Source organism: Pseudoalteromonas luteoviolacea, assembly GCF_000814765.1.
GTDB lineage: Bacteria > Pseudomonadota > Gammaproteobacteria > Enterobacterales > Alteromonadaceae > Pseudoalteromonas > Pseudoalteromonas luteoviolacea_H.
Genome location: NZ_JWIC01000001.1, coordinates 175737 through 197697 on the forward strand (window position 1 = coordinate 175737; position 21961 = coordinate 197697).

Below are 21961 nucleotides of genomic sequence, written 5' to 3' on the forward strand. Positions count from 1 at the left end.
ATGGAAAATTCAGCGATTGAAACTTTATTGGCCGAGTTAGATGGCCAAGGCATTTTTGTATATGTGCAAGATGGGCGTTTGAAGCTCAGAAGTCGGCAACGTGAGATACCCCCGCAAAAGTTAGCGCTGATAAGGGCTCATAAGCAAGCACTGATTGCATATATGCAGCGTCATCATCAAAAGTCAGGCAAGCTGTCACGTGCACAGCAGCGCATTTGGTTTATAGAGCAATATGAAACACATCTGAGCGCTTATAATATGGCCGGATTACTACGCTTATCAAAGGCGTATAGTGCTGTTCAGATAGAAAATGCCTTAAATGCGGTTTTGCAGCGTTATGACATATTACGCAGTCAATTTAAGCAGCAAGATGGCGAGGCGGTACAAAACGTCAATCAGAATGTGAGGTTGGTATTACAAGTCCAAGAGTGTGCCGCGCTCACCGATGTTGAGTCTGCGGCTCGCTGCGTACAGGATGAATTGTCTTATCAATTTGATTTAGACAATGAGTTATTAGTGCGCGCGCGCTTATTAACTGAGCAAGGTCGTGGTTATTGGTTATATGTGTGTATGCATCATATTGTTGCGGACGGCTGGTCTATTCGCTTGTTTGCGCAGTCTCTCATCGATGAACTCGAAGGGCAAAGTGCAACAGAAAAAACCTTGCAGTACTTGGATTTTGTACATTGGGAAAATAAATATCAGCAAAGCAGTGCCTATCAACAGCATTTGCGTTATTGGCAACAACAATTAGCGGATCTCAGCGTGTTTGAGCTGCCGACCAGCACACCACGTGAAGCGCATAAGCAATATCATGGTGCAAAATTAGAGGCCTCCCTTTCACAGGAACAGGTACAACGCTTTACATTGCGTTGCCAGCAATTGGGGATCACTGCGTTTGCAGGTTACTTAGGGGTATTTTACGCTCTGTTGTATCGCTATGGGCAAGCTGAAGACATTACCGTTGGTGTGCCGGTTTTAAATCGTACTCAAGCTGAATTTGAACCGGTTGTCGGCTGTTTTATTAATACCCTGCCAATGCGCAACTTACTGGATGGTCATCAGTCGCTGCAACACGTGCTTAGCGAAACTCATCAATTGGTAAAAGCGGGACTTGAACATCAAAGTGTCGCGGTGGAAGAGATCATCGATGCGTTAGATTTAGCAAAATCGACCGCACACTCAGCGCTATTCCAAGTGTTATTTAACTACAACGGAGTCGCTGAACCAGTGGTGCGCAATGATGGGGTCAGTGCCGAACTATTCGCGCTGGATAATCATACTGCTAAATATGATTTAACTTTAAATATTACAGATTTCAACAGTGGCGTGGTGTTGAATTTTGATTATGCAAAACAACTATTTGATGGCCGCTTTATCGAGCAATTAAGCACAGATTATATCGCTTTAATTGATTGGGTTTGTGAGGGGGGGGAACAGGGAATTGGACAAATAACACTGCCTTCTACAAGGCAAGTCTCATCCCTTAAGCAGATAGAACCGACTATGGCGCCAGTGACCGTGATAGCGGGACTCTATCAAAGCGCTCAGCGACACCCAGAGCGCACTGCCTTGATCCAGACCAATGTTCAAAATGAACAAGGTCCATCCACCATATGCTATGACACGTTGGTCACACAATTGGAAGGCGTTGCACGGCGGTTATACACAGCGCATCAGCCGGCATCATCACCGCTGACTTTATTGGTTCAACGTGATATTCAGAGTCTAATCTGGATGCTTGGCGCGATGCGAGCTGGCATCGCATATTTACCCATAGATGTCGCCACGCCAACAGAGCGTATCTTGGAAGTTATGTCGCAGGCGGGCAGCCAGCGTATCGTGTGTGCCAGTGATAAAGTTGCGCATATTGCAGCGTTAAAAGCCAATGGGGTGGAAATATTAGATGACAATAGCCTATATGCGCTAAGTGCAGAGCAATACTTACCGGCGATGCCGTCAGGGGAAGACATCGCTTATGTGATGTTCACCTCTGGTAGCACTGGTAAACCAAAAGGGGCCGTGATATCCCATTATGCATTGGCAAGCTATGTCACCGGCGTGTCTGAGCGTATCACGTTCAACCAAGATACACGCTCAGCTGTGGTAACCGGCCTTGCGACTGATTTAGGGCTAACGGGGATATTCCCGGTGTTTAATGGGGGCGGGAGCGTTTTACTGTGTGATGGTGCAGAACCTGAGAATCTAGTGCAAGCATGCCATCAACACGAGGTGAACCTGATCAAGCTCACCCCTTCTTTTGCACACGCCTTACTTCCTTGGTTGCAGCAATCTGCTTTACAGGTCGAGCAATGGATACTTGGCGGTGAAGCGCTCAGTTTGGAATTAACTCAGCAGCTGCGCGATTTGAATCATGACGCGCGATTATTTAATCACTATGGACCCACCGAGACGTGCATCGGCGTATGCACTTTTGAGATCCCAACCACCCATAAAGAACAAGTTGTGCCCGTTGGGTTGCCATTTAGCCATACTCAATTTGTGATTTTAGATGCACAACAGCTCCCCGTTCCCGCTGGTGTGCCAGGTGAGTTATATATTGGCGGTGAGAGTTTAGCCAGTGGCTATATTAATGCGCCACAGGCCACAGATAGCGCGTTTGTGACTTTGACAGTCACAGAGTGTGATGCACGTCGCTTTTATCGGACGGGTGATCATGTGAAGTGTAATTTTGATGGCCAGATTGAATTTTTAGGCAGATTGGATAAGCAAATAAAAATTAACGGCTTTAGAGTCGATATTGCTGAAATTGAAAGTAAGTTACATGCACTTGAACATGTACAGCAAGTGGCCGTGATTTGTCGCCAAGTCGCACTGCAAAATGTGCTGGTGGGCTATTTTGTGAGTGAGCATAAAAACTCGGATTTGGTTCAAACGGAACAGCAAATCCGTCAGCAGCTAAAACAACAATTACCCATGCACATGATCCCCGCCTACTTGATCCAGCAATCAGCGCTGCCAAAGCTTGGCAATGGCAAGATAGATCGCAGAGCGCTGGAATCCTTGAGTTTAGAAGTGTCAGAGGCGACGCGTGCACCAGATTCTGAACTCCACCATCAACTATTGGGTATTTTTGCGTCTTTGACCGGGTGTTCAGGTATTGGCATTGATCATAGTTTCTTTGCCATTGGTGGCCATTCGTTGCTTGCTATGCGTTTACTTAATGAGATCCACACGCAATGCGGTGTATCGCTGAGCTTAAAGCATATTTTTGCTAACCCCAGTATTGCAGAGTTGGCGATGTGCATAGAATCACAGGGGGAACAGGCTGAGTCATTGCCAGTGAGAAACATGCCCGAGCAAGCGTGCTACCCCTTATCTTTTGCTCAGCAGCGAATTTGGTTTATTGATCACATGCAAGGTCACAGTGAGCAATATCAATTACAAGGTGCATATCAAATTGAGGGCAAGATAGACCGTGGACGTTTAACTCGGGCGTTTTCATCGGTTATTCAAGCACATCCAATGTTGCGTTTTACCTTCCATCAGGATAGCGAGGGAACAGCGTATCAGAAAGACAATGCGGATTCGGTGTTTGTGCTTAATTATAATGATTTGTCCGCGTACGCTGGCAGTCATCAACAACATCTTATTGATGATATTGTGGCGGCGGATATCAAACGTGGTTTTGATTTAAGCTCAGATTTGATGCTCAGAGCGTCACTTATAACATGCGCTCAAGACAGTCATATATTGCTGATCACCATGCATCATATCGTCTCTGATGGGTGGTCTATTGCAGTATTGGCCGATGCACTGAATCTTGCATATCAAGCGTGTGAACAGCACATGTGCGCTATCGAGGCGCCTCAATTCACTTATTTAGATTTCATTGATTGGCAACACAGAGCATCGGAAACAGCCCATTGGCAAGCGAGTATAGATTACTGGCGTGAGGCCCTCTCGGGTATTCCGCAAGTGCATACCTTACCCACAGATAGAGCAAGGTCAAACGAGGCCCTGAAAGGGGGAGAACTTGCTTGTTTTGACGTACCTTCAGCGCTTCAAAATATGATAAAAGCATTCTGTCAACGTCACGGTTGCACCCGCTTCCAAGTGTTAAAAACAGCATTTAGTCTGTGGATGAGTCGTGCGCAGCAACAGCGAGATATTGTGCTGGCAACGCCGGTGTCAGGGCGAGAAAAGCAGGCGTTTGAACCTATTATTGGGAACTTCATTAATACCTTGGTATTGAGAGATACGTTTACTGCTGGTACGCAATTTTGCACGGCCTTGGAGAGTAGTAAAGCACAGTTTTTAGCGGCACAATCCCATCAAGTGGTGCCATTTGATGTGTTGGTTGAAGCATTAGAAGTACCGCGAAATTTGGCGATACATCCATTGGTGCAAGTGGTATTTCGGGTCAATACCGAAGTTAATGAAACACTCCAATTACAAGATTTAGATGTGCAGTTGATGGCGCAAACCACTCGCAGTGCCAAACTTGATCTGGAAGTCTGCGTCATTGATAATGATAAAACGTGTTGTGTGGAGTGGTTATTCGATACGGCCCTTTGGAATACGCAGAGTATCGCTGATTTTCATGAACAGTATTTATGGGTGATAGAGCAATGCCTTAATAACCCCGATATTGCTTTATCTCAATTGCTGTTATGGCGACCTGATGCTGCACAAGCGTTTGTACGTGCAAGTCAATCTATTGATGTGACCACGAGTGACGTGACTACCTGGGTGAGTCAATTTAGTGACATTGCGCAACAACACCCGCACCGGACAGCGTTGTGCTTTAGAGCGCAGAGTTGGTCATACGCATACATTGAACGTGCAACCAATCAGCTGGCGCACTGTTTATTAGAAATGGCGTTTGAGCCGCAATCACGTATTGCATTGTTACTCCCTGAAGGGCCTTTGGTGCTGATTGCTATGTTAGGGGTCGGTAAGGCCGGCCACGTCTACGTGCCATTGCATCAGACTACCCCCTCGGCAACGTTAGCGCATATTGTGACTGACGCGGATGTGATGTTGGCACTGACGCTTAGCGACAATGCAGAGCTGCTTATCGATGCTGGCAGCGACTTCTTACTACTTGACGATGTATTGGACGACGATGGTATGTTGTCGCTTTACCCAGCTACTGTGCCAACGATTCATGAGTTGCCTACATATGAGGTCCCCGTAGAAGCACAGGATTGTTATATCATTTATACTTCCGGCTCAACGGGACAGCCAAAAGGGGTGCCGATCAGCCACGGTAATTTGCGAGGATACCTAAATCATGCGCTAAGCAGTTATGTCGTATCAGAGCCGTTGCACAGTGTGGTCAGTACACCTGCGGCATTTGATGCCACGGTAACAGCCATCATACCCACACTAATAAGTGGTGGTATGCTGACTATGCTGCCACAAGGGGCATCGCTTATCCCTGAACTAATTGATCAACTTTGGGCAAAACACGCTTCATTATTTAAGTTAACTCCCGCTCACTTGCGTGCGGTTTTATCTATGACGCATGACAAGTCAAAGTGTGAAACCATGCACCGATTAATTGTTGGTGGAGAAGCCCTGCAAACTGATTTAGTAATTAAATTCAAAGACAAACTACCGAACTGTCACATTGTCAATGAATATGGCCCGACTGAGAGTACTGTGGGGGTCAGTGTATTTGATATCCCCGCGACCATGCCACTGACTCAGTTGGCGGATACACCAGATACGCCCATAGGTAGCCCCATCGAAGGGGCGACTTTATTAGTGGTTGATGAATTTGACCAGCCAGTAGCGCGTAATATGCCAGGTGAGTTGCTCATTGCAGGTAACATGGTGAGTAAGGGATATATCAATCAAGCTGAATTAACTGCGCAAAAGTTCACACTGCGCGCCATTATGGCGAACCAAATACAACCTGCTTATCGCTCGGGTGATGTGGTGAAGTGGCAGCTTGATGAGCTCGGCGCACCTTTGTATTTACGCTACATTGGGCGTACTGATGAGCAAGTTAAATTACGTGGCTATCGAATTGATTTAGATGCCGTATCACAGTTTATTTTGGCGGTTGATGGCATTGTTGATTGCGCTTTGACTGTAGATGAGCGTGCGCAAACTTTAATTGCCCATATTTTATGGCAGGAAGAGCCCCATTATAGTGATCGGCAGTTACGCCAGCAACTGACAGAGAAGTTGCCAGGATATATGATCCCCGCGGCGTTTCATACTGTCACAGCCATGCCGCTAACTCGTAATGGCAAAGTCGACAAAGCGGCTTTGATATCGACCTATGAAGCCGCGCAACAATACCTTGAGAAAAGCAATGTGATGGCGCAGCAACACGAAGAGCTGACACCATTGCAACAAACGCTCATGATGTTGTTTCAGGCGGCGTTACCAACAGCCAGTATTGGCTTAGAAGACAGCTTTTTTGAGTTGGGTGGTCACTCGTTATTAGCAATTAAGTTGGTCAGCCAAATTCGTCAACAATTGCAAATTGATATTACCCTACCACAATTATTTAAAACCCCGAGTGTACAAGCGCTAGCAGACGCGCTGCCCAGCTTTGACAAGCTGATCAGCGGCGATGAGATCCCCATTGTATCGCGCACACAAACACTGCCTCTCTCTTTTTCACAGCAGCGCTTATGGTTAATTGATCAGTTGCAAAATGGCAGTAGCCAATATCATATGCCGGCCAGCTTTGTGTTCAGCGGTGAATTGGATTTGGTGGCCTTTAATGACGCACTGGCCAGTCTCATCGCACGTCATGAAGTACTGCGCAGCATCATATTGCCAGGCGCGAGTAATGAGTCTCCTGAGCAGTTAGTCAGAGAACAGGTTGAAGTGCCTTTGATCTTTGAAGATATCTCACTGTTAGATGCGCGTGAAAAATGCCAGAGGGAGAATCTACTCAAGTCACAGTTTTGCCAGAAAGCCTTTGATTTAAGTCAGGATGTTATGTTGCGTGTCACCGTCATAAAACGTGCTCAACAGCGCTATTGGGTACATTTTAATATGCACCACATTGCCAGTGATGGCTGGTCTATGGCTATCTTAGTCAAAGAAATTATCGCGTTTTATCGCCACCATAGAGGTGAGGTGGGTTATCAATTGCCGCATATACTGACTCAACCGCTGGATATTCAATATGCGGATTTTGCTCATTGGCAAAGAGCGCATTTTACGTCTGATAAGCAGCAAGTTGCGATAGATTATTGGCGCGAGCAGTTGGCTGACTGTCCACCGATACACCAGCTACCGCTCGATTTTGCCCGTCCAACAGTGCAAGCTCTGGCTGCACAGCAATTCAAAGTCAAATTAGATGAAGCGACAACGTCGGCGATTAAGTCTCATTGCCAAGCTGAATCAGTCACCTTGTTTATGTGGTTACATAGTGTATTTTCGCTGTTGATGATGCGCATGAGTGGTGCAGATGATGTGGCCATTGGCTCGCCAGTTGCCGGGCGGACTCAAAAACAACTTAACGACCTCATCGGCTTTTTCGTAAATACAGTGGTTATTCGCGCTCAAGCTGATAAGCACCTCACGTTTAATCAGTATCTTACTAAGCAAAAGGCAGTGATTTTAGACGCATTTAAACATCAATCGTTGCCATTCGAGCAAGTAGTTGAAGCGGTTAAGCCTGAGCGTAGTTTAAGCCACCAGCCATTATTTCAGATTTTATTTGCACTACAAAACAATGATGTTGTTGATATTGACTTACCTGATCTGCATATTGAAGAAGCGCCTTTGGAGTCACTTAACCTTAAATTTGATTTAGAGGTTAATGCCATAGAGCAAGGGGCTGAGATTGAATTAGAGTGGCGCTACAGCAGTGCTTTGTTTAATGAAAGCACCATTAAGGCAATGGCAGGGGCATTTAATGTCCTTATCGACGCGGCGTTATCTGGTCCTGATTGGCCCGTAAGTCGCTTAGCCATTCTAACACCTGAGCAGCAGCGTTTACTGGCCGAAGAGGCTGGGCATACCTGTGAGCATGATACTCCGGTATGTGTGCATGAGCGTTTTGAAAATGTCATGTATATGCATAGGGACAAAGTGGCTGTTATCGACGCAGGCGGTGACTCATTTAGTTATGAAACGCTTTGGCAACGAGCGGGCTCCTTTGCAAGTCACCTATTGGCAAATGGGGTAAAGGCTGATGACAAGCTGGCGGTATGCTTATCACCGAGCGTGGATATGGTGGTTGCATTACTTGCTGTATTACGTGCTGGGTGTGCATATGTACCGATTGACCCTAAATTGCCTGCCGCACGCATTCAATATATTTTGCAAGACAGCGAGTCGGCGGGTGTGATCAGTTGTGATGAATTGCTACGAGGGTTGGCAAATTTGTCAGACTCTATTACACAATCCCCATTGACCTTATTTTCAACAAACGATGATGGCGATTGGCCGACACCGTATGATCAAGGTGCCCTGCCTAAACCGCATGTTGATGCGTTGGCCTATGTGATTTACACCTCGGGGACTACAGGGCAGCCAAAAGGTGTCCAAATCAGTCATCAAAATCTTTATCACTATCTGTCATTCGCTATCAGAGAGTACACCGATTGCGCCTTGTCACGAGCGATTGTAAGCACACCGGTCGCTTTTGATGCCACAGTGACTTCCTTATGGGGAGGGTTGCTTGCGGGGTTGGGGGTAGAGCTGCTAGATGACAACGACACCTTGTTACCTGAGCTTGCTAAGCGCCTGTTTAGTCATGAGTCTTATTTATTAAAAGTGACTCCTGCGCACCTAAAAGGTGTGTTAGAAGTGGCCAGCCAGCTGTCATTAACGCGCCAATTCAATGGACAGCACCGAGTGGTCATTGGCGGTGAGGTATTGTCATGCCAATTGCTCAAGGCATTGGATGTCTTTTTACCTAATACACAATGGTTCAATGAATATGGTCCAACAGAGGCCACGGTAGGCACCAGCACTTATCGCTGTGACAGTCATGTGATAGATCAGCTGATAGGCTCCGGTCAACATGATGTGCCAATTGGTCAAGCAATGCCTTATAGCCACTGTGTGGTGTTAGATGAGCTACAGCAATTTGTGCCAAATGGTGTATTGGGGGAGCTGTATGTGTCTGGTGATGCTATCAGCGATGGCTATTTAGGTAAATCAGAACTGACAGACGAGAAATTTGCCACATTGTCGTTGCAGCCTTCAGGGCAAGCGGTGCGTTTTTATCGCACCGGTGATAAAGCCAAGTGGCAATTTGATGAAGCATCAAATGCCATGCAATTACGGTTTGCCGGACGCATCGATCAGCAAGTGAAATTGCGCGGTTATCGTATTGAGCTGGACGAAATTGCGCACTATTTAGTGCAACAAGCAGAGATTAAAGCAGCTCAGGTGTTGTTGAACGAAAAAGGAGACAATATCGAGGCCTTTATTGTGCTTGAAAATGACGGCCAAACCGTGCCATTGCCGCAGTTGGTAGATGAGGTGCGCAGCATTCAATACGGTGAGCAACTTGCGTTAGCGTTGCCAGCGTACATGTTGCCGCATCGCTTTATTCAAGTGGCAAAATTGCCTTTGACCAGTAATGGCAAATTAGACACCCAGACATTGAGCGCATGGGCACAGCAGTGTCAGGGTGTGACCAAGGTGGTTGCGCCAACAACTGAATTAGAAAAAGCCTTACATGGCATTTTTGCCAACGTATTGGCAGTAAAGGAATTTGGTATCACAGATAATTTCTTTACTTTGGGTGGTCACTCTTTGTTAGCAGCTCAGTGTGCTGGGTTGATGCAGGAACAAATGAATATTGTCGTGCCAATGCGGGTGATTTTTGAGCGCCCTACCATAGCCGCTTTAGTCAAGTGGATCCGGATCCATACAGCTTATGAGCAAGGCCAGCATAGCGATAGCGACTCTTCAGAGGAGATGTTCCTGTGATAAATACTATGACACAAGCGCTTGAATCACTCATTGCCGAAGCGCTGGATGCGGGTATCACTTTATACGAAAAAGATGGCCGCTTAGCTTTTCGGCAACAAAATGGCTTTCCAGAAGTACTCAAGAGTAAAGTTATTGCCCATAAAGCAGATTTAGTGGCTTATTTTCAACAACAGCAAACGCACACCGTGACGGCATGTGATGGTGTTATCAGCCCGATAGCGCGCACCGAACTACTGCCGCTGAGTTTCGCTCAAGAGAGTATATGGTTTATTGAGCAGCTGCATGGTGGTCAACAGTATTACATGCCTGCCTCTTTTCGTATCTCAGGGAAGCTCAATGTTGATGCATTAAAATGTGCCATGACACAAGTGATTGCGCGCCATGAAAGCTTACGTTGCCAGTTTCTTGTTGGGGAGGAATCAAATGGCAAGCCTTATGCGCGCATTATGCGAGACTTTGATACACCGTTTGAGTGGTTTGATGTCAGCCAGTTACCCAATGATGAGAAAGCCACACACATTGAAAACCATATCCATGATTTTTGTACACGTGTATTCAAACTTGATAAAGGGGGGTTAATACGTGTTCTAGTGCTGTCTGACACGGATCACCATCAACTATTTTTTAATATGCATCATATCATTTCAGATGGCGCGTCGATGGCGAATTTAGTGCACGAAGTGGCGACTATTTACAACGCCATTCTCGGTAACTTGCAGGTACAATTACCCACTTTAACGCTGCAGTACGTTGATTATGCGGCGTGGCAACGAGCACAACTGGGGGATGATGACTTTGCGCCCCACCTGGCTTATTTTAAATCGCAATTAGCAGGCTTGGATCCGCTCCAGTCACTGCCTAGTGATAAACCGAGAATGGCCATACAAACTGATCAGGGGGCACGCTATGTGCAACGCCTGTCTCATGATCTGACAAAGCGCATAGTTTCTTTATCTTCTGCGCAGCAGAGCTCACTTTTTATGTGGCTGAGTAGCAGTGTCATGCTGTTTATTGCGCGTTTAAACCAGCAATCTCGGGCGGTAATTGGTACACCAGTACTTGGGCGTGAGAACCCTCAATTGGAACACTTGATAGGCTTGTTCGTGAACACCTTAGTGATGCATGCTGAAGTTGATGAACAGCTTTCTTGTGAGCAATGGTTTGCCGCGCAAAAAGCGCGTAATTTAGCCGCGTTGGAATATCGTGCACTCCCCTTTGATAAACTAGTTGAACACCTAGGGCAGACACGAGATTTAAGTCATCATCCTGTGGTGCAAATCTTATTTTCATTAACCCAACCTGATGCGCAAACTCTGACTTTAAATGGGCTTGAGGTGGCAGAGTGCAAAGCATTAGATGCACACAGCGTTGCGGTAAAGTGTGACCTAGAGTTACACGCTCAGTTTGACGGCGAGGCATTGGTTATTCACTGGAAATATGACAGTGATCTTTACCACAGGGAAACGATTCAAAATTGGGCAAGCAGCTTTACGGTGATGCTTGAAGGCATAGTCAATCACCCGACTATGGCAGTGGGGGATGTGCCCTTATTGGATGAGTCACATGCCAATCACCTGCTCTCTCAGCCGCAGTGCCAGTCCAGCTGGCCACAGCAACACAGTATCGTTTCGTTACTTGAACAGCAAATCATGCATGCAGGTTTGCGTATTGCGGTGACAGATGGCGCGGCTTCACTGACTTATACCCAGCTTGGACAGCGCGTTGATGCGCTTGCCTGTGCGTTAATTGCTGAAGGCGTAAAGCCTCAGCAGTTGGTACCTGTGAGTATGACGCGCAGCACCGACATGGTGGTTGCATTATTGGCGATTCTAAAAGCGGGCGGTGCTTATGTCCCAATTGATCCAAGTTATCCACCAGAGCGAATTGAATACATCCTATCGGATATCAACAGTGGTTTACTGGTGTGTGATGAACAAAGCGCGGCGTTGTTTTCCCAGCTAGCGGTGCAGTGCATTGTTGCGCAAAGGGCGATTGATGCGTATGGAGGACATCAACTTGTTACACCCGAGGTACAACCCGAACACCTTGCCTATGTGATTTATACCTCAGGGACCACAGGCAAGCCCAAAGGGGTGCAAATAGAGCATCGCCATGTTGTGCGGTTGCTGTTCACTGAGCCAAGTTTATTTGATTTTAATGAGCAAGATGTGTGGAGTCTATTTCACTCGTTTTGCTTTGATTTTTCGGTCTGGGAAATGTACGGTGCGCTCTTGTTTGGCGGCAAGCTCGTGGTGGTTGATAGCCACACCGCAAAAGACACCGAGGCATTTGCTAGGCTACTGCTTCGCGAAGGTGTGACGGTATTAAACCAAACGCCCAGTGCGTTTTATGTGCTGCAAAGCTGTATGCAACGGCTGGTGGAAGAAACCCCTCAGCCGCCAGCAACTCGATATGTTATTTTTGGTGGCGAAGCGCTGCAACCGAGCAAAATAAAACCCTGGCGCAAGCTGTTGCCGTCATGCCAGTTAATCAACATGTATGGGATCACAGAAACCACGGTACATGTCACCTTTAAGCGCCTCAGTGATGAGGATCTCGCCCTTGGTCAAAGTAACATAGGTAAACCCATCCACACGACATCTAGCTATGTGTTAGACAGTCATCAGCGCCTGCTGCCGCAAGGTGCCATTGGTGAGTTATATGTTGGCGGTGAAGGTGTTGCGCGGGGTTATTGGCAACGCCCAGAGCTCAATCAGCAGCGTTTTGTTGAGCTGAGTTTAGCAAAGGGGCATAGCGAAAGGCTGTATCGCTCAGGCGATTTGGTACGACTGCTGCCGGGCGGCGAAATGACGTATATTGGTCGGATTGATGACCAAGTGAAGGTACGTGGATACCGTATTGAGCTGGGGGAAATAGAAAATCAGCTTAGGATGCACCCTTGGGTTGATGAAGCGGTAGTGGTACTCAACCAGCACCCAGTTAAAGGGGCTTACATTGCGGCATTTATTACAGAAGATACTGGTGCGGACTTTACCGATTTAAGTGCCCAGCTAAATACCTTTCTAAAAGTGAATCTACCTGATTTTATGTTGCCGAGTTTTGCTCGCTCTGTGTCAAAGATGCCACTGACAGTGAATGGTAAGGTAGATAAAAAAGCGTTGTTATCTTTAATTGAAATAGATAACGATAAAGCACCTTTTGAAGCGCCCACCACACCTGTTGAAATACAAGTCGCGGATGCGTTCAAATCGGTATTGCAATGCCCCCATGAAGTTGGCTTGCAGGACGACTTTTTTACTCTGGGCGGGCATTCTTTACTTGCTGTAGAGCTGTGTTATTACTTAAAAGCACACTTTGGCTTAGATGCTGTGCTTTTTGAGCTGTTCCAATATTCCAGTGTTAAAGCACTGGCTCAGCGATTGTCTGATAAAGCCTCTGTAAGTGAGGCGTCGGTTGATCCAGTATTGTCGTGTACACAGCAAACACAGGGGCCTTTGTCGTATGCTCAGCAACGGTTGTGGGCATTAGATAACATTCAGAGCACAGAGCAAGCTGTTGCTGTTTATCACGTTCCCTTGTCATTTTTACTTAAAGGGGATTTGAATGTACGGGCTTTTGAAGCCGCTTGGCAGCAGGTGATTCAGCGCCATGCTATTTTAAGAACAGTGATCTGCACAGATCAATCCGGCACACCGCATCAGCGTGTTCTCGCCCATTATTGTCCACTTTTGCAGGTTGTAGATGCCTCTGATAAGTCTGCTCAGCAGAGCGCCCTTGCATGGCTAAAACTACAGCGCGATGATGACTTGCAGGCATTTGACCTTGAACGAGACTTGATGATCAGAGTGTACTTGCTGAAGTTATCGCAAAGAGAGTTTAAGTTACGCATTAATGTACACCATATTGCTTGTGATGCGCATTCTTTACGGTTGATCGTCGATGACCTCGCCCTTGCATATCAACACGCGTGCGATGGCACTAAAGCTGGCTTGAGTTGTGAGGCAGCTAAACAAGTGACCTATCTTGATTATGCAATATGGCAACAAGCACAGTGCCAAGATGCGACACATCACGCATTTTGGCAAGACTATTTGGCAGGGGCACCTCAGGTGCATGAGCTGGCCTTGGATGGGGTGCGTAGCAACAAATCTCAGCAACTCGGTGCAACACACATAAGCCATTTTGATAGCGCTTTGTCTGAACATATCACTTTGCAATGCCAGCGTTTAGGGATGAGCCATTTTATGTGGCTACACACGTTATTCTCTTTGTGTATTGCCCGTTGCAGTCAAGTATCTGATGTGGTGATTGGTTCGCCTTTTTCAGGGCGTCACCATGCTCAACTCAAAGACATCGTTGGCTTTTTTGTCAATGTACTCCCCATCCGCGTGCAATTTACATCAGAGATGACGCTCGAATCCTTATTGGCTGTGCAAAAAGCACAAATTTTAGCGATACATGAGCATCAAGCGGTGCCTTTTGAGCAAATATCAGTGCTCTGTGAGCCGCACACAGACCTGAGCCATCACAGCTTATTTCAAATCAGCTTTGCGTTTGACCCCAAAGATCACACTGAGTTGACATTAGGCGATATACAAGTCATTGCATTGGATGAGCCCAATAGTCAGGCAAAGTTTGAGCTCGACTTAACCTGTAGTGAGCAGTCTGATGGCATACGGCTCAATTGGGTTTATGATAAAACCCTATTTTCTCATCATTCAATCGCGGGATTGGCTGACGCGTTTGAGGCCATGGTGACAGCGGCGGTGACAAACCTAGATCAGCGGGTAACTGAACTGCCATTAGTAAAAACTGAAACATGGCAAAAACGGATGTTATGTGGTGAGCAACACGCGCTACGCTCGCCGAGCGTACTGCAGCCTATTTGGACCTTTCAAAACACCGAGTGTGCCAATCGAACGGCACTTGTCGACAGAGATGGCACATGCATGACTTATGGCGAGCTGCTGTCAGCTGCCGAACAGCTTGCCGTGTATTTAACTGAGCAAGGGCTACAAAATGACGACCGGGTGATGATCTGCCTATCTGCTGGGAGTCGATGGATCACCGCACTGCTTGCGGTGATGCGAGCAGGCGCATGTTATGTGCCAGTTGACCCGAGTTACCCTCAGTCTCGGATCCAATTTATTGCCAAAGATAGTAATTGTAAGTTTGTACTAACAAACTCTTCAGGCTTTGATTTGTTAAATCATAGAGATGTTAGCTCGGCTCAACTGATTGATGTAGACGCCCTCGATTTAACGTCTATTCAAGGGGCGATGTTGCCGCCGCTTCCTGCAAATTCCGCGCAGCTCGCTTATGTGATCTACACCTCCGGCACCACGGGTCAGCCAAAGGGGGTGATGAATACCCATCAAGGTTTAATGAACTTATGCCAGTGGCATCTGCGTGCGTTTGACGTGAGTAGCCGCTCTGTTGCGACACAGACTGCCAGCGTGGCATTTGATGCCGCGGCGTGGGAGGTGTGGCCTTATTTAGTGGCGGGTGCACAATTGGTCTTTTTACCAAAGGCGACTTTTAGTGATGCACGGCGTTTGACGCAAGCAATGCAAATTCACCAAGTCACCCATAGTTTTTTAGCGACACCCGTTGCGCAGGCGGTTTTAGCAGACAGCGAGTTTAACCCGCAGTCATTGCGTTACTTATTGGTTGGTGGTGATAAATTAGCGCCAGTGGATACCTCGGGGCATCCATTTACCCTCATTAATAATTATGGGCCGACGGAAAGCGCCGTGGTGGCGACGTCAGGCCTTGTAGACTCGGTTGTGACAACGCCGGATATTGGCCTGCCCATTGATAATACCCAGCTACTCATTTTAAACGCCCAGCAACAATTGCAACCTAGTGGCGCTATCGGTGAGCTCTGTATTGCAGGCGCCAGTTTGGCAAGTGGCTATTTGGGCCGTGCCACGCTCACTAATGAGCGCTTTATTAATTGGCGTGCGCCAACTGGTGAGTCAATGCGAGTATATCGCACAGGGGATTTGGTCAGGCAGCTTGAGAACGGGCGACTCGCTTATATTGGCCGTAATGATGACCAAATAAAACTGCGTGGCTATCGCATTGAGCTGGATGAAATTGAAAGCCAACTGCGTGTCTTACCTGAAGTAGAGCAAGCCACTGTCTTGTTGTGTGATTCAGGTAATGCGGAAGACTGTTTAGTGGCCTTTGTTTGTCAAACCGCTGCGTTGGGTGAGCAAACACTCTCAAAACAGCTAAAAGGTCAACTGCAAGGTGTGCTGCCAGCGCATATGCTGCCCAGAGAGTATGTGTTGTTGACTGAGATGCCACTCACAGCCCATGGCAAGGTGGATAAGCACGCATTGCGCATGCAAGCAAAACATCATGTCAATGTGCCAATAGCGAGTTCAAGAGACATTGAAGAGGCACTCCCAAAGTCGAGCCGTGCGTTATTACAGGTTTATCGTACATTACTGAAACGGCCTGATTTACAGCCTGATGATGACTTTTTTGCCATGGGCGGAGATTCAATCTTAAGTATTCAAATTGCCACTCGGGCACGGACATTAGGCTTTGATTTATCTGTCTCTGATGTGTTGACTTATCCAAGTGTCGCGCAGTTAAGTGCACATATCGCGCAGGCTGCTCTTTGCATAGACAGCACGCCAAGCAATCAAGTGACTTATATGCCTGGTCGTGGAGAAGCGAGTCTATTGCCCACACAGCAGTGGTTCTTTGAGCAGCAATTTGCATTGCCTACGCACTGGAATCAAGCGGTGATGTTGGGACTAGACAAAAATGTCTCAGCGGGACAATTAGAAGCAGCCATTACAGCGCTTATTGCACGTCACGATAGTTTACGGTTGGCGGTAGCGGCAAACCATACACTAAGTTTTATTGATGACCTCTGTGCATCTAAGGTTGTCCATACATGTGATCTGAGGTCGTCGGACAATTGGCAGGATGCATGGCAGAATGCGTGTCAGCAATGGCAGCAGAGTTTTCAATTTAACGGCTCGCCTTTAGTGCGTTTTATCATGGCAGATACGGGCCAGCAAGACGACAAAAACCGCGTGTGTATCATTGCCCATCACTTGATCATCGATGGGGTATCTTGGCGCCTTGTATTAGAAGATTTAGCTCATGCTTTGCACGCCACTGTTACTGAAGAGCCCCTCTCTTTAGTGCCTCCTAAAGTCAGTATTCAACAGGTGTCGCAGGCGCTGCGAGATCATGCTGCACATCGCGCTAAAATGGATGATTGGTTGCCAGCAGTGCAAGCTGCTCGTAAGCAAACATACTTTGACATACGCGAAGAAACAACCGCACAGGTATCAGTTCACAGTCTGCAATTAAAGCTGACTACAGCGCAGACGCAAGCTCTACTGACAGAGGCCAATACGGCTTATGGTACGCATATTCAAACCTTATTACTGGCCGCGGTGCATCTGACATTATTTAAGTTAACTGATGCGCAATCTCATGTGTTGATGATGGAAGGGCATGGTCGAGAGGCATTACAGGGCCAGATTGATGGCAGCGAGACTCTGGGGTGGTTGACTGCCATGTATCCACTGCATCTCTTTGTAAATGCCACGACAGTGGGAGATATGATCTGCGCAGCCAAAGAGGCACTGGCTGCGGTGCAAGACAAAGCCAGTGATTACGGTACGTTGCGTTACTTACATGCAGATGTAAAAGTGAGAGAGGCATTGGCGATAGACACCAGTAAATTGGTGTTTTTTAACTACCTAGGTCAACTTGATAGCGTGATCCACAGTGCGGGTCCACTTAGTGATGTGCATGAGTCTTGTGGGGACTTGATAGCACCAGAAAATCATTGTTTTTACGCGATGCAGCTGACGTCTTCGATTCAAGCTGAGTGTTTGCGCATGCACTGTGACTTTGATGCAAAGCAAATCTCTCAGGCCACGGCTGAGGGATTTGTCGCTCAATTACAAAGCGCGATAGATGAGGTACTTACGCATTGCTCACAGCAAACAACGCGTCATTACACGCAAAGTGATTTTAAGTTACTTCCCACCTGTACTAATCGAGGACTCGCTCAACTACTCGCTCAATACCCAGAACAGGCCGTAGCAGATATTTATCCGCTCAGCCCATTACAGCAAGGGATGTGGTTTCAAACTCAGTTAGCAGAAGCGGAGGCTCAAGCAACAAGCCCTTACCTTGAGCAATGCTGTTTTACGTTTGCTGGCGACTTTGATTGCGAGGCGTTTATCTATGCGTGGCAACAAGTCATCAAGCAGCATAGTATTTTGCGCAGCGCGTTTACAACGCTTGACGGCCAGCCAGTGCAGGTGGTGTTAAAGCAGGCAGAACCCCCGGTTGAATTGATTACTATTCAAGGGCAGGACGAGCAAGGGGGGTGTTTTGAACAGTTAGCTCAACAAGCGTATCAGCAAGGTATCGTGCTGAACCAAGCATCCTGTATGCGATTGCAACTGGTGTTAATGTCCGAGCAGCGTGTTGGCTTTATTTGGACTTATCATCATATGATCATGGATGGCTGGTCATTGCCGGTATTATTCAGTGAGCTGCTGCGTTTTTATGCTGCGCGAATAGATGGTCAAGCTGCGGCGATACGCTCAGATAACTTTGCAGAGTATATTGCCCATACACAACAGCGGGACTGCACTGAAGAGGCCGCATTTTGGCAAGCATATCTTAGCGATATGGACTCACCGACTTTGATCAGTGACAGTTTCAAAGCCACACCATCTGAATCTGTGCAATATCAGGAACACCATCAGGTACTGAGCGAATCACAGTGTCAAGTGATGGCTCAAACTGCCTCAGAGCTTGGGCTAACTGCCAATCAACTTATCCAAGCTGTCTTCGCTTATTGGCTGAGTGTTTGTGTGGGTCGCAGTGAGGTGATGTTTGGTCAAACGGTTGCAGGGCGGCCAGCTGCGCTTAGCAATATGGCCAGCCGTGTTGGTCCTTATATTAATACCCAAGCGGTGTATGCTCAGATAGATATGCAGATGTGTGTCGCTGACTATTTGCAGGGTTTCAAAGCCAATGTGACTGCACTCAGTCAATATCCACATAGCAGCTTAAGTGATGTGCAAACGTGGAGCCAGATAGATAATCAGCAAGATTTGTTTGATGTACTGTATGTGTTTGAGAACTATCCGACCGATCCTTTGTCCCAAGGGCCGAGCTTGCCATTTGAAATCGTCAGTAGCGATTATCAAGATCAAACTCACTATCCGCTCTCCCTTGTCGTGGGGGAAGATAAGCAATTGTCTTTGACTCTATGTTATCAAACCAGTGTACTAAGCGAAGCACACAGCCAGCACTTTGTATCAATGTTGGCTCAGTTGCTCAAACAAGTCTGTGAGCAACCGACACAACAGCTATGGGCACTATCACACACCTTACATGGGCAAATTGAGAGCGAATTTACCAACTTTGAATTGGTTGATAAGGCACATATTTTAGACAAGCCTGCGTCACAGGCAGAGACACTCGCAGATGCATTTATGCAAACAGCGGCTGTACACAGCAGTGAAACGGCCTTGGTCTATTTTGAGAGCGGGGATATCAGCCCCTGTGCATGTTTAAGTTATGCAGAGCTGGATGCGCAGAGTAATCGACTCGCCCACTGGCTGGCGGAGCAGGTGGGGCACCGTGACTCGCAGCCGATTGTCGGAATTGCGATTGAGCCCGGACCTGATCTTATCGTTGCCGTTTTGGCGGTATTAAAAGCGGGCGCGGCGTATGTGCCGATGACATCGGCATTGCCGCTACAAAGAAAACAGCTGATAGTGGGATCGTGCCAAGCCGCATTAGTATTAACGGATAGCGCCATTTGGCAAGACCAAGCTGCACCATGCCCCACTTATCAAATTGATGACGTTAATGCGCAACTAGATTGCTATTCAGGCGACGCTTTAAAATCAGCAAGCTTAGGGTCTGATCTGGGCTATGTGATTTATACCTCAGGCACCACAGGCGTGCCAAAAGGAGTAATGGTAGAGCAGCGCAGTATCCTTAATTATGTGCGCAGCTTGTCTGCGCAATATGAAATAACACGCGCAGATAACTACCTGCAATTTGCGAGCTTTAGCTTTGATGTTTTTGCCGAAGAGGTGTTTTGCGCCTTACTCAGTGGCGCGACTTTAGTGATGGCTGAGCCATCTCAGCTGCTCGATACAGCAAGGCTCAGTGAGTTAACGCACAATGCGGATATTAGCTTAATGAGTTTGCCCACAGCCTATTGGCATCAACTGTGTGCTGCGCCTCAAGCTTTTGGCTCATCGCTGCGATTGATCACCATTGGGGGTGAGCAAATGCAGCTCGCGGCACTCAAATCATGGCAAAAAAATCAAGGTACTCAGATACGGTTGATCAATGCTTACGGGCCAACTGAGACCACTATTTCAGCTACCTTGCAAGACGTAACGGATTGGCAAGATGAAGATATTGCCATAGGTCGTCCTGTCAACGGATTGCAATTACATGTGCTTGATGCGCAGCTCAGGCCGCTGCCTCAGTATGTGACTGGTGAGCTTTATATTAGTGGTATCGGCCTTGCGAGAGGCTATTTAGGAGATACGACAAAAACCGCTGAGGCATTTGTCATTGACCCTCATACCGGCTTGAGACTGTATAAAACTGGTGACTTGGTGAAGGTGAATGCGCGCAACGAAGTTCTCTTTATAGGTCGCCGAGATGGTCAAGTCAAGGTTAGAGGGTATCGTATTGAACTTGCTGATATTGAAAGTCAGGTGATGGCCATAGAGGGCATTGGTAATTGTGCGGTTGTGGTGCGCCAAGACAGCAGTGGCAATGAGCAATTGGTGGCGTTTATCGAGTCGCCATGTCTAGAGGTGGATGCATCAGCGCTGCGCGAGATACTCAGCACTCAGCTACCAAGTTATATGGTCCCGCAACTTATCACCTCAATCAATGCGCTGCCGCATACAAGCAGTGGTAAGCTGGACCGTAAAGTGTTAGTGGCTCATGCAAAAGGGCTCAGCGTGCAAACTCACGCTAAGACAAAACCACAAAGTCGCCTTGAGATTGGCATTGCAGCACAATTTGCTCAGCTGCTTAAAGTTGACCTTGTCGGGCTTGACGATGACTTTTTTGTGCTCGGTGGTCACTCCTTGTTGGTCATGCAGTTGGTGGCCGAGATCCAATCTCAATTAGCAATTACGGTGCCTTTAGCTGCTGTGATGCAACATAGCACAGTGCGGTCGCTGGCCAATTTTATAGACACCCAGTGTGCCACGCAGTCTCAGCAGGATACATCACCAACAAGCATCATGTGTTTACAGCAAGGGGAAGTGGGCTTTACGCCTGTGGTGCTGATAGCGGGCGCAGGTGGTTTGCTCATGTCATTTGTTCAACTGGTGGATGGACTTGACGCACGCATTCCTGTTTATGGCTTGCAGCCAGATTTAATAGCCGACAACCCTGACGTGATAGGCGATATTCGCCAGACGGCTAAACACTACTTGCAAGTAATTGAATGCGAGTTTGAGCAAGTCCATGTTGTGACACATTCATTTGGCGCATTCATAGGTTATGAATTGTGTCTTCTTTCGCAGCGCAGTGCTGTCACGTGTGCATCGTTGACCATTTTGGATACTCCACTGCCCAGTCAGCCCAACGCGTCTGTGGATGCGCGGCAAATTGACACGTTTGTGTTACGTGACTTATGTGAATTTTTCGGTCTTTCGCCGCGACAAAATGAAATTGAGCACTATAGTCAAATGGCTGGAATGGCAAAGTTTGCGCTTTTGTCAGATTGGCTCTCACACGTTGACGTGCATATGTCAGCACAGCAATTAGCAACATTTTATCAAGTATATAAAGCCCAGCTGCTGTCGAAGGTGGTGATTGATACGCCGTTGTTGGATGTGAAAGTTAAAATCATCAAAGCGGCAGACACCAAAGAGTTTGAGGGGCGAGCAGTGAAATTAGACATGGGCTGGCAGCGTGTGGTGGCGAATCTTACTGCACTGGAAGTTGCAGGAGATCATCTATCAATTTTACAAAACAAGGCCGACATGCAAGCGCTTGTTACGCAGATAGAAGATCACTACATACTGCACAGTTAAATGTAAATATTATGTTGTAATTTTATCTTACCTAGTTA

The 21961-nt window shown here is 47.2% G+C and carries 2 protein-coding genes; both read left to right on the plus strand.

The window, feature by feature from the left end; genetic code table 11:
• Positions 1-9882 (plus strand): non-ribosomal peptide synthetase, encoded by a 9882-nt coding sequence (locus tag JF50_RS00790; RefSeq protein WP_039607630.1) that lies wholly within the window; start codon positions 1-3, stop codon positions 9880-9882.
• Entirely contained in the window at positions 9879-21923 is a 12045-nt protein-coding gene (locus tag JF50_RS00795; protein WP_152614433.1) for a non-ribosomal peptide synthetase, read from the plus strand. The genes JF50_RS00790 and JF50_RS00795 overlap by 4 nt, the downstream gene beginning before the upstream one ends.
• The last annotated feature ends 38 nt before the right edge of the window (positions 21924-21961 follow it).

Excerpts from the sequence above, each read along its gene's own strand:
- JF50_RS00790 (WP_039607630.1), top strand. The coding sequence starts at position 1 with ATGGAAAATTCAGCGATTGAAACTTTATTGGCCGAGTTAGATGGCCAA.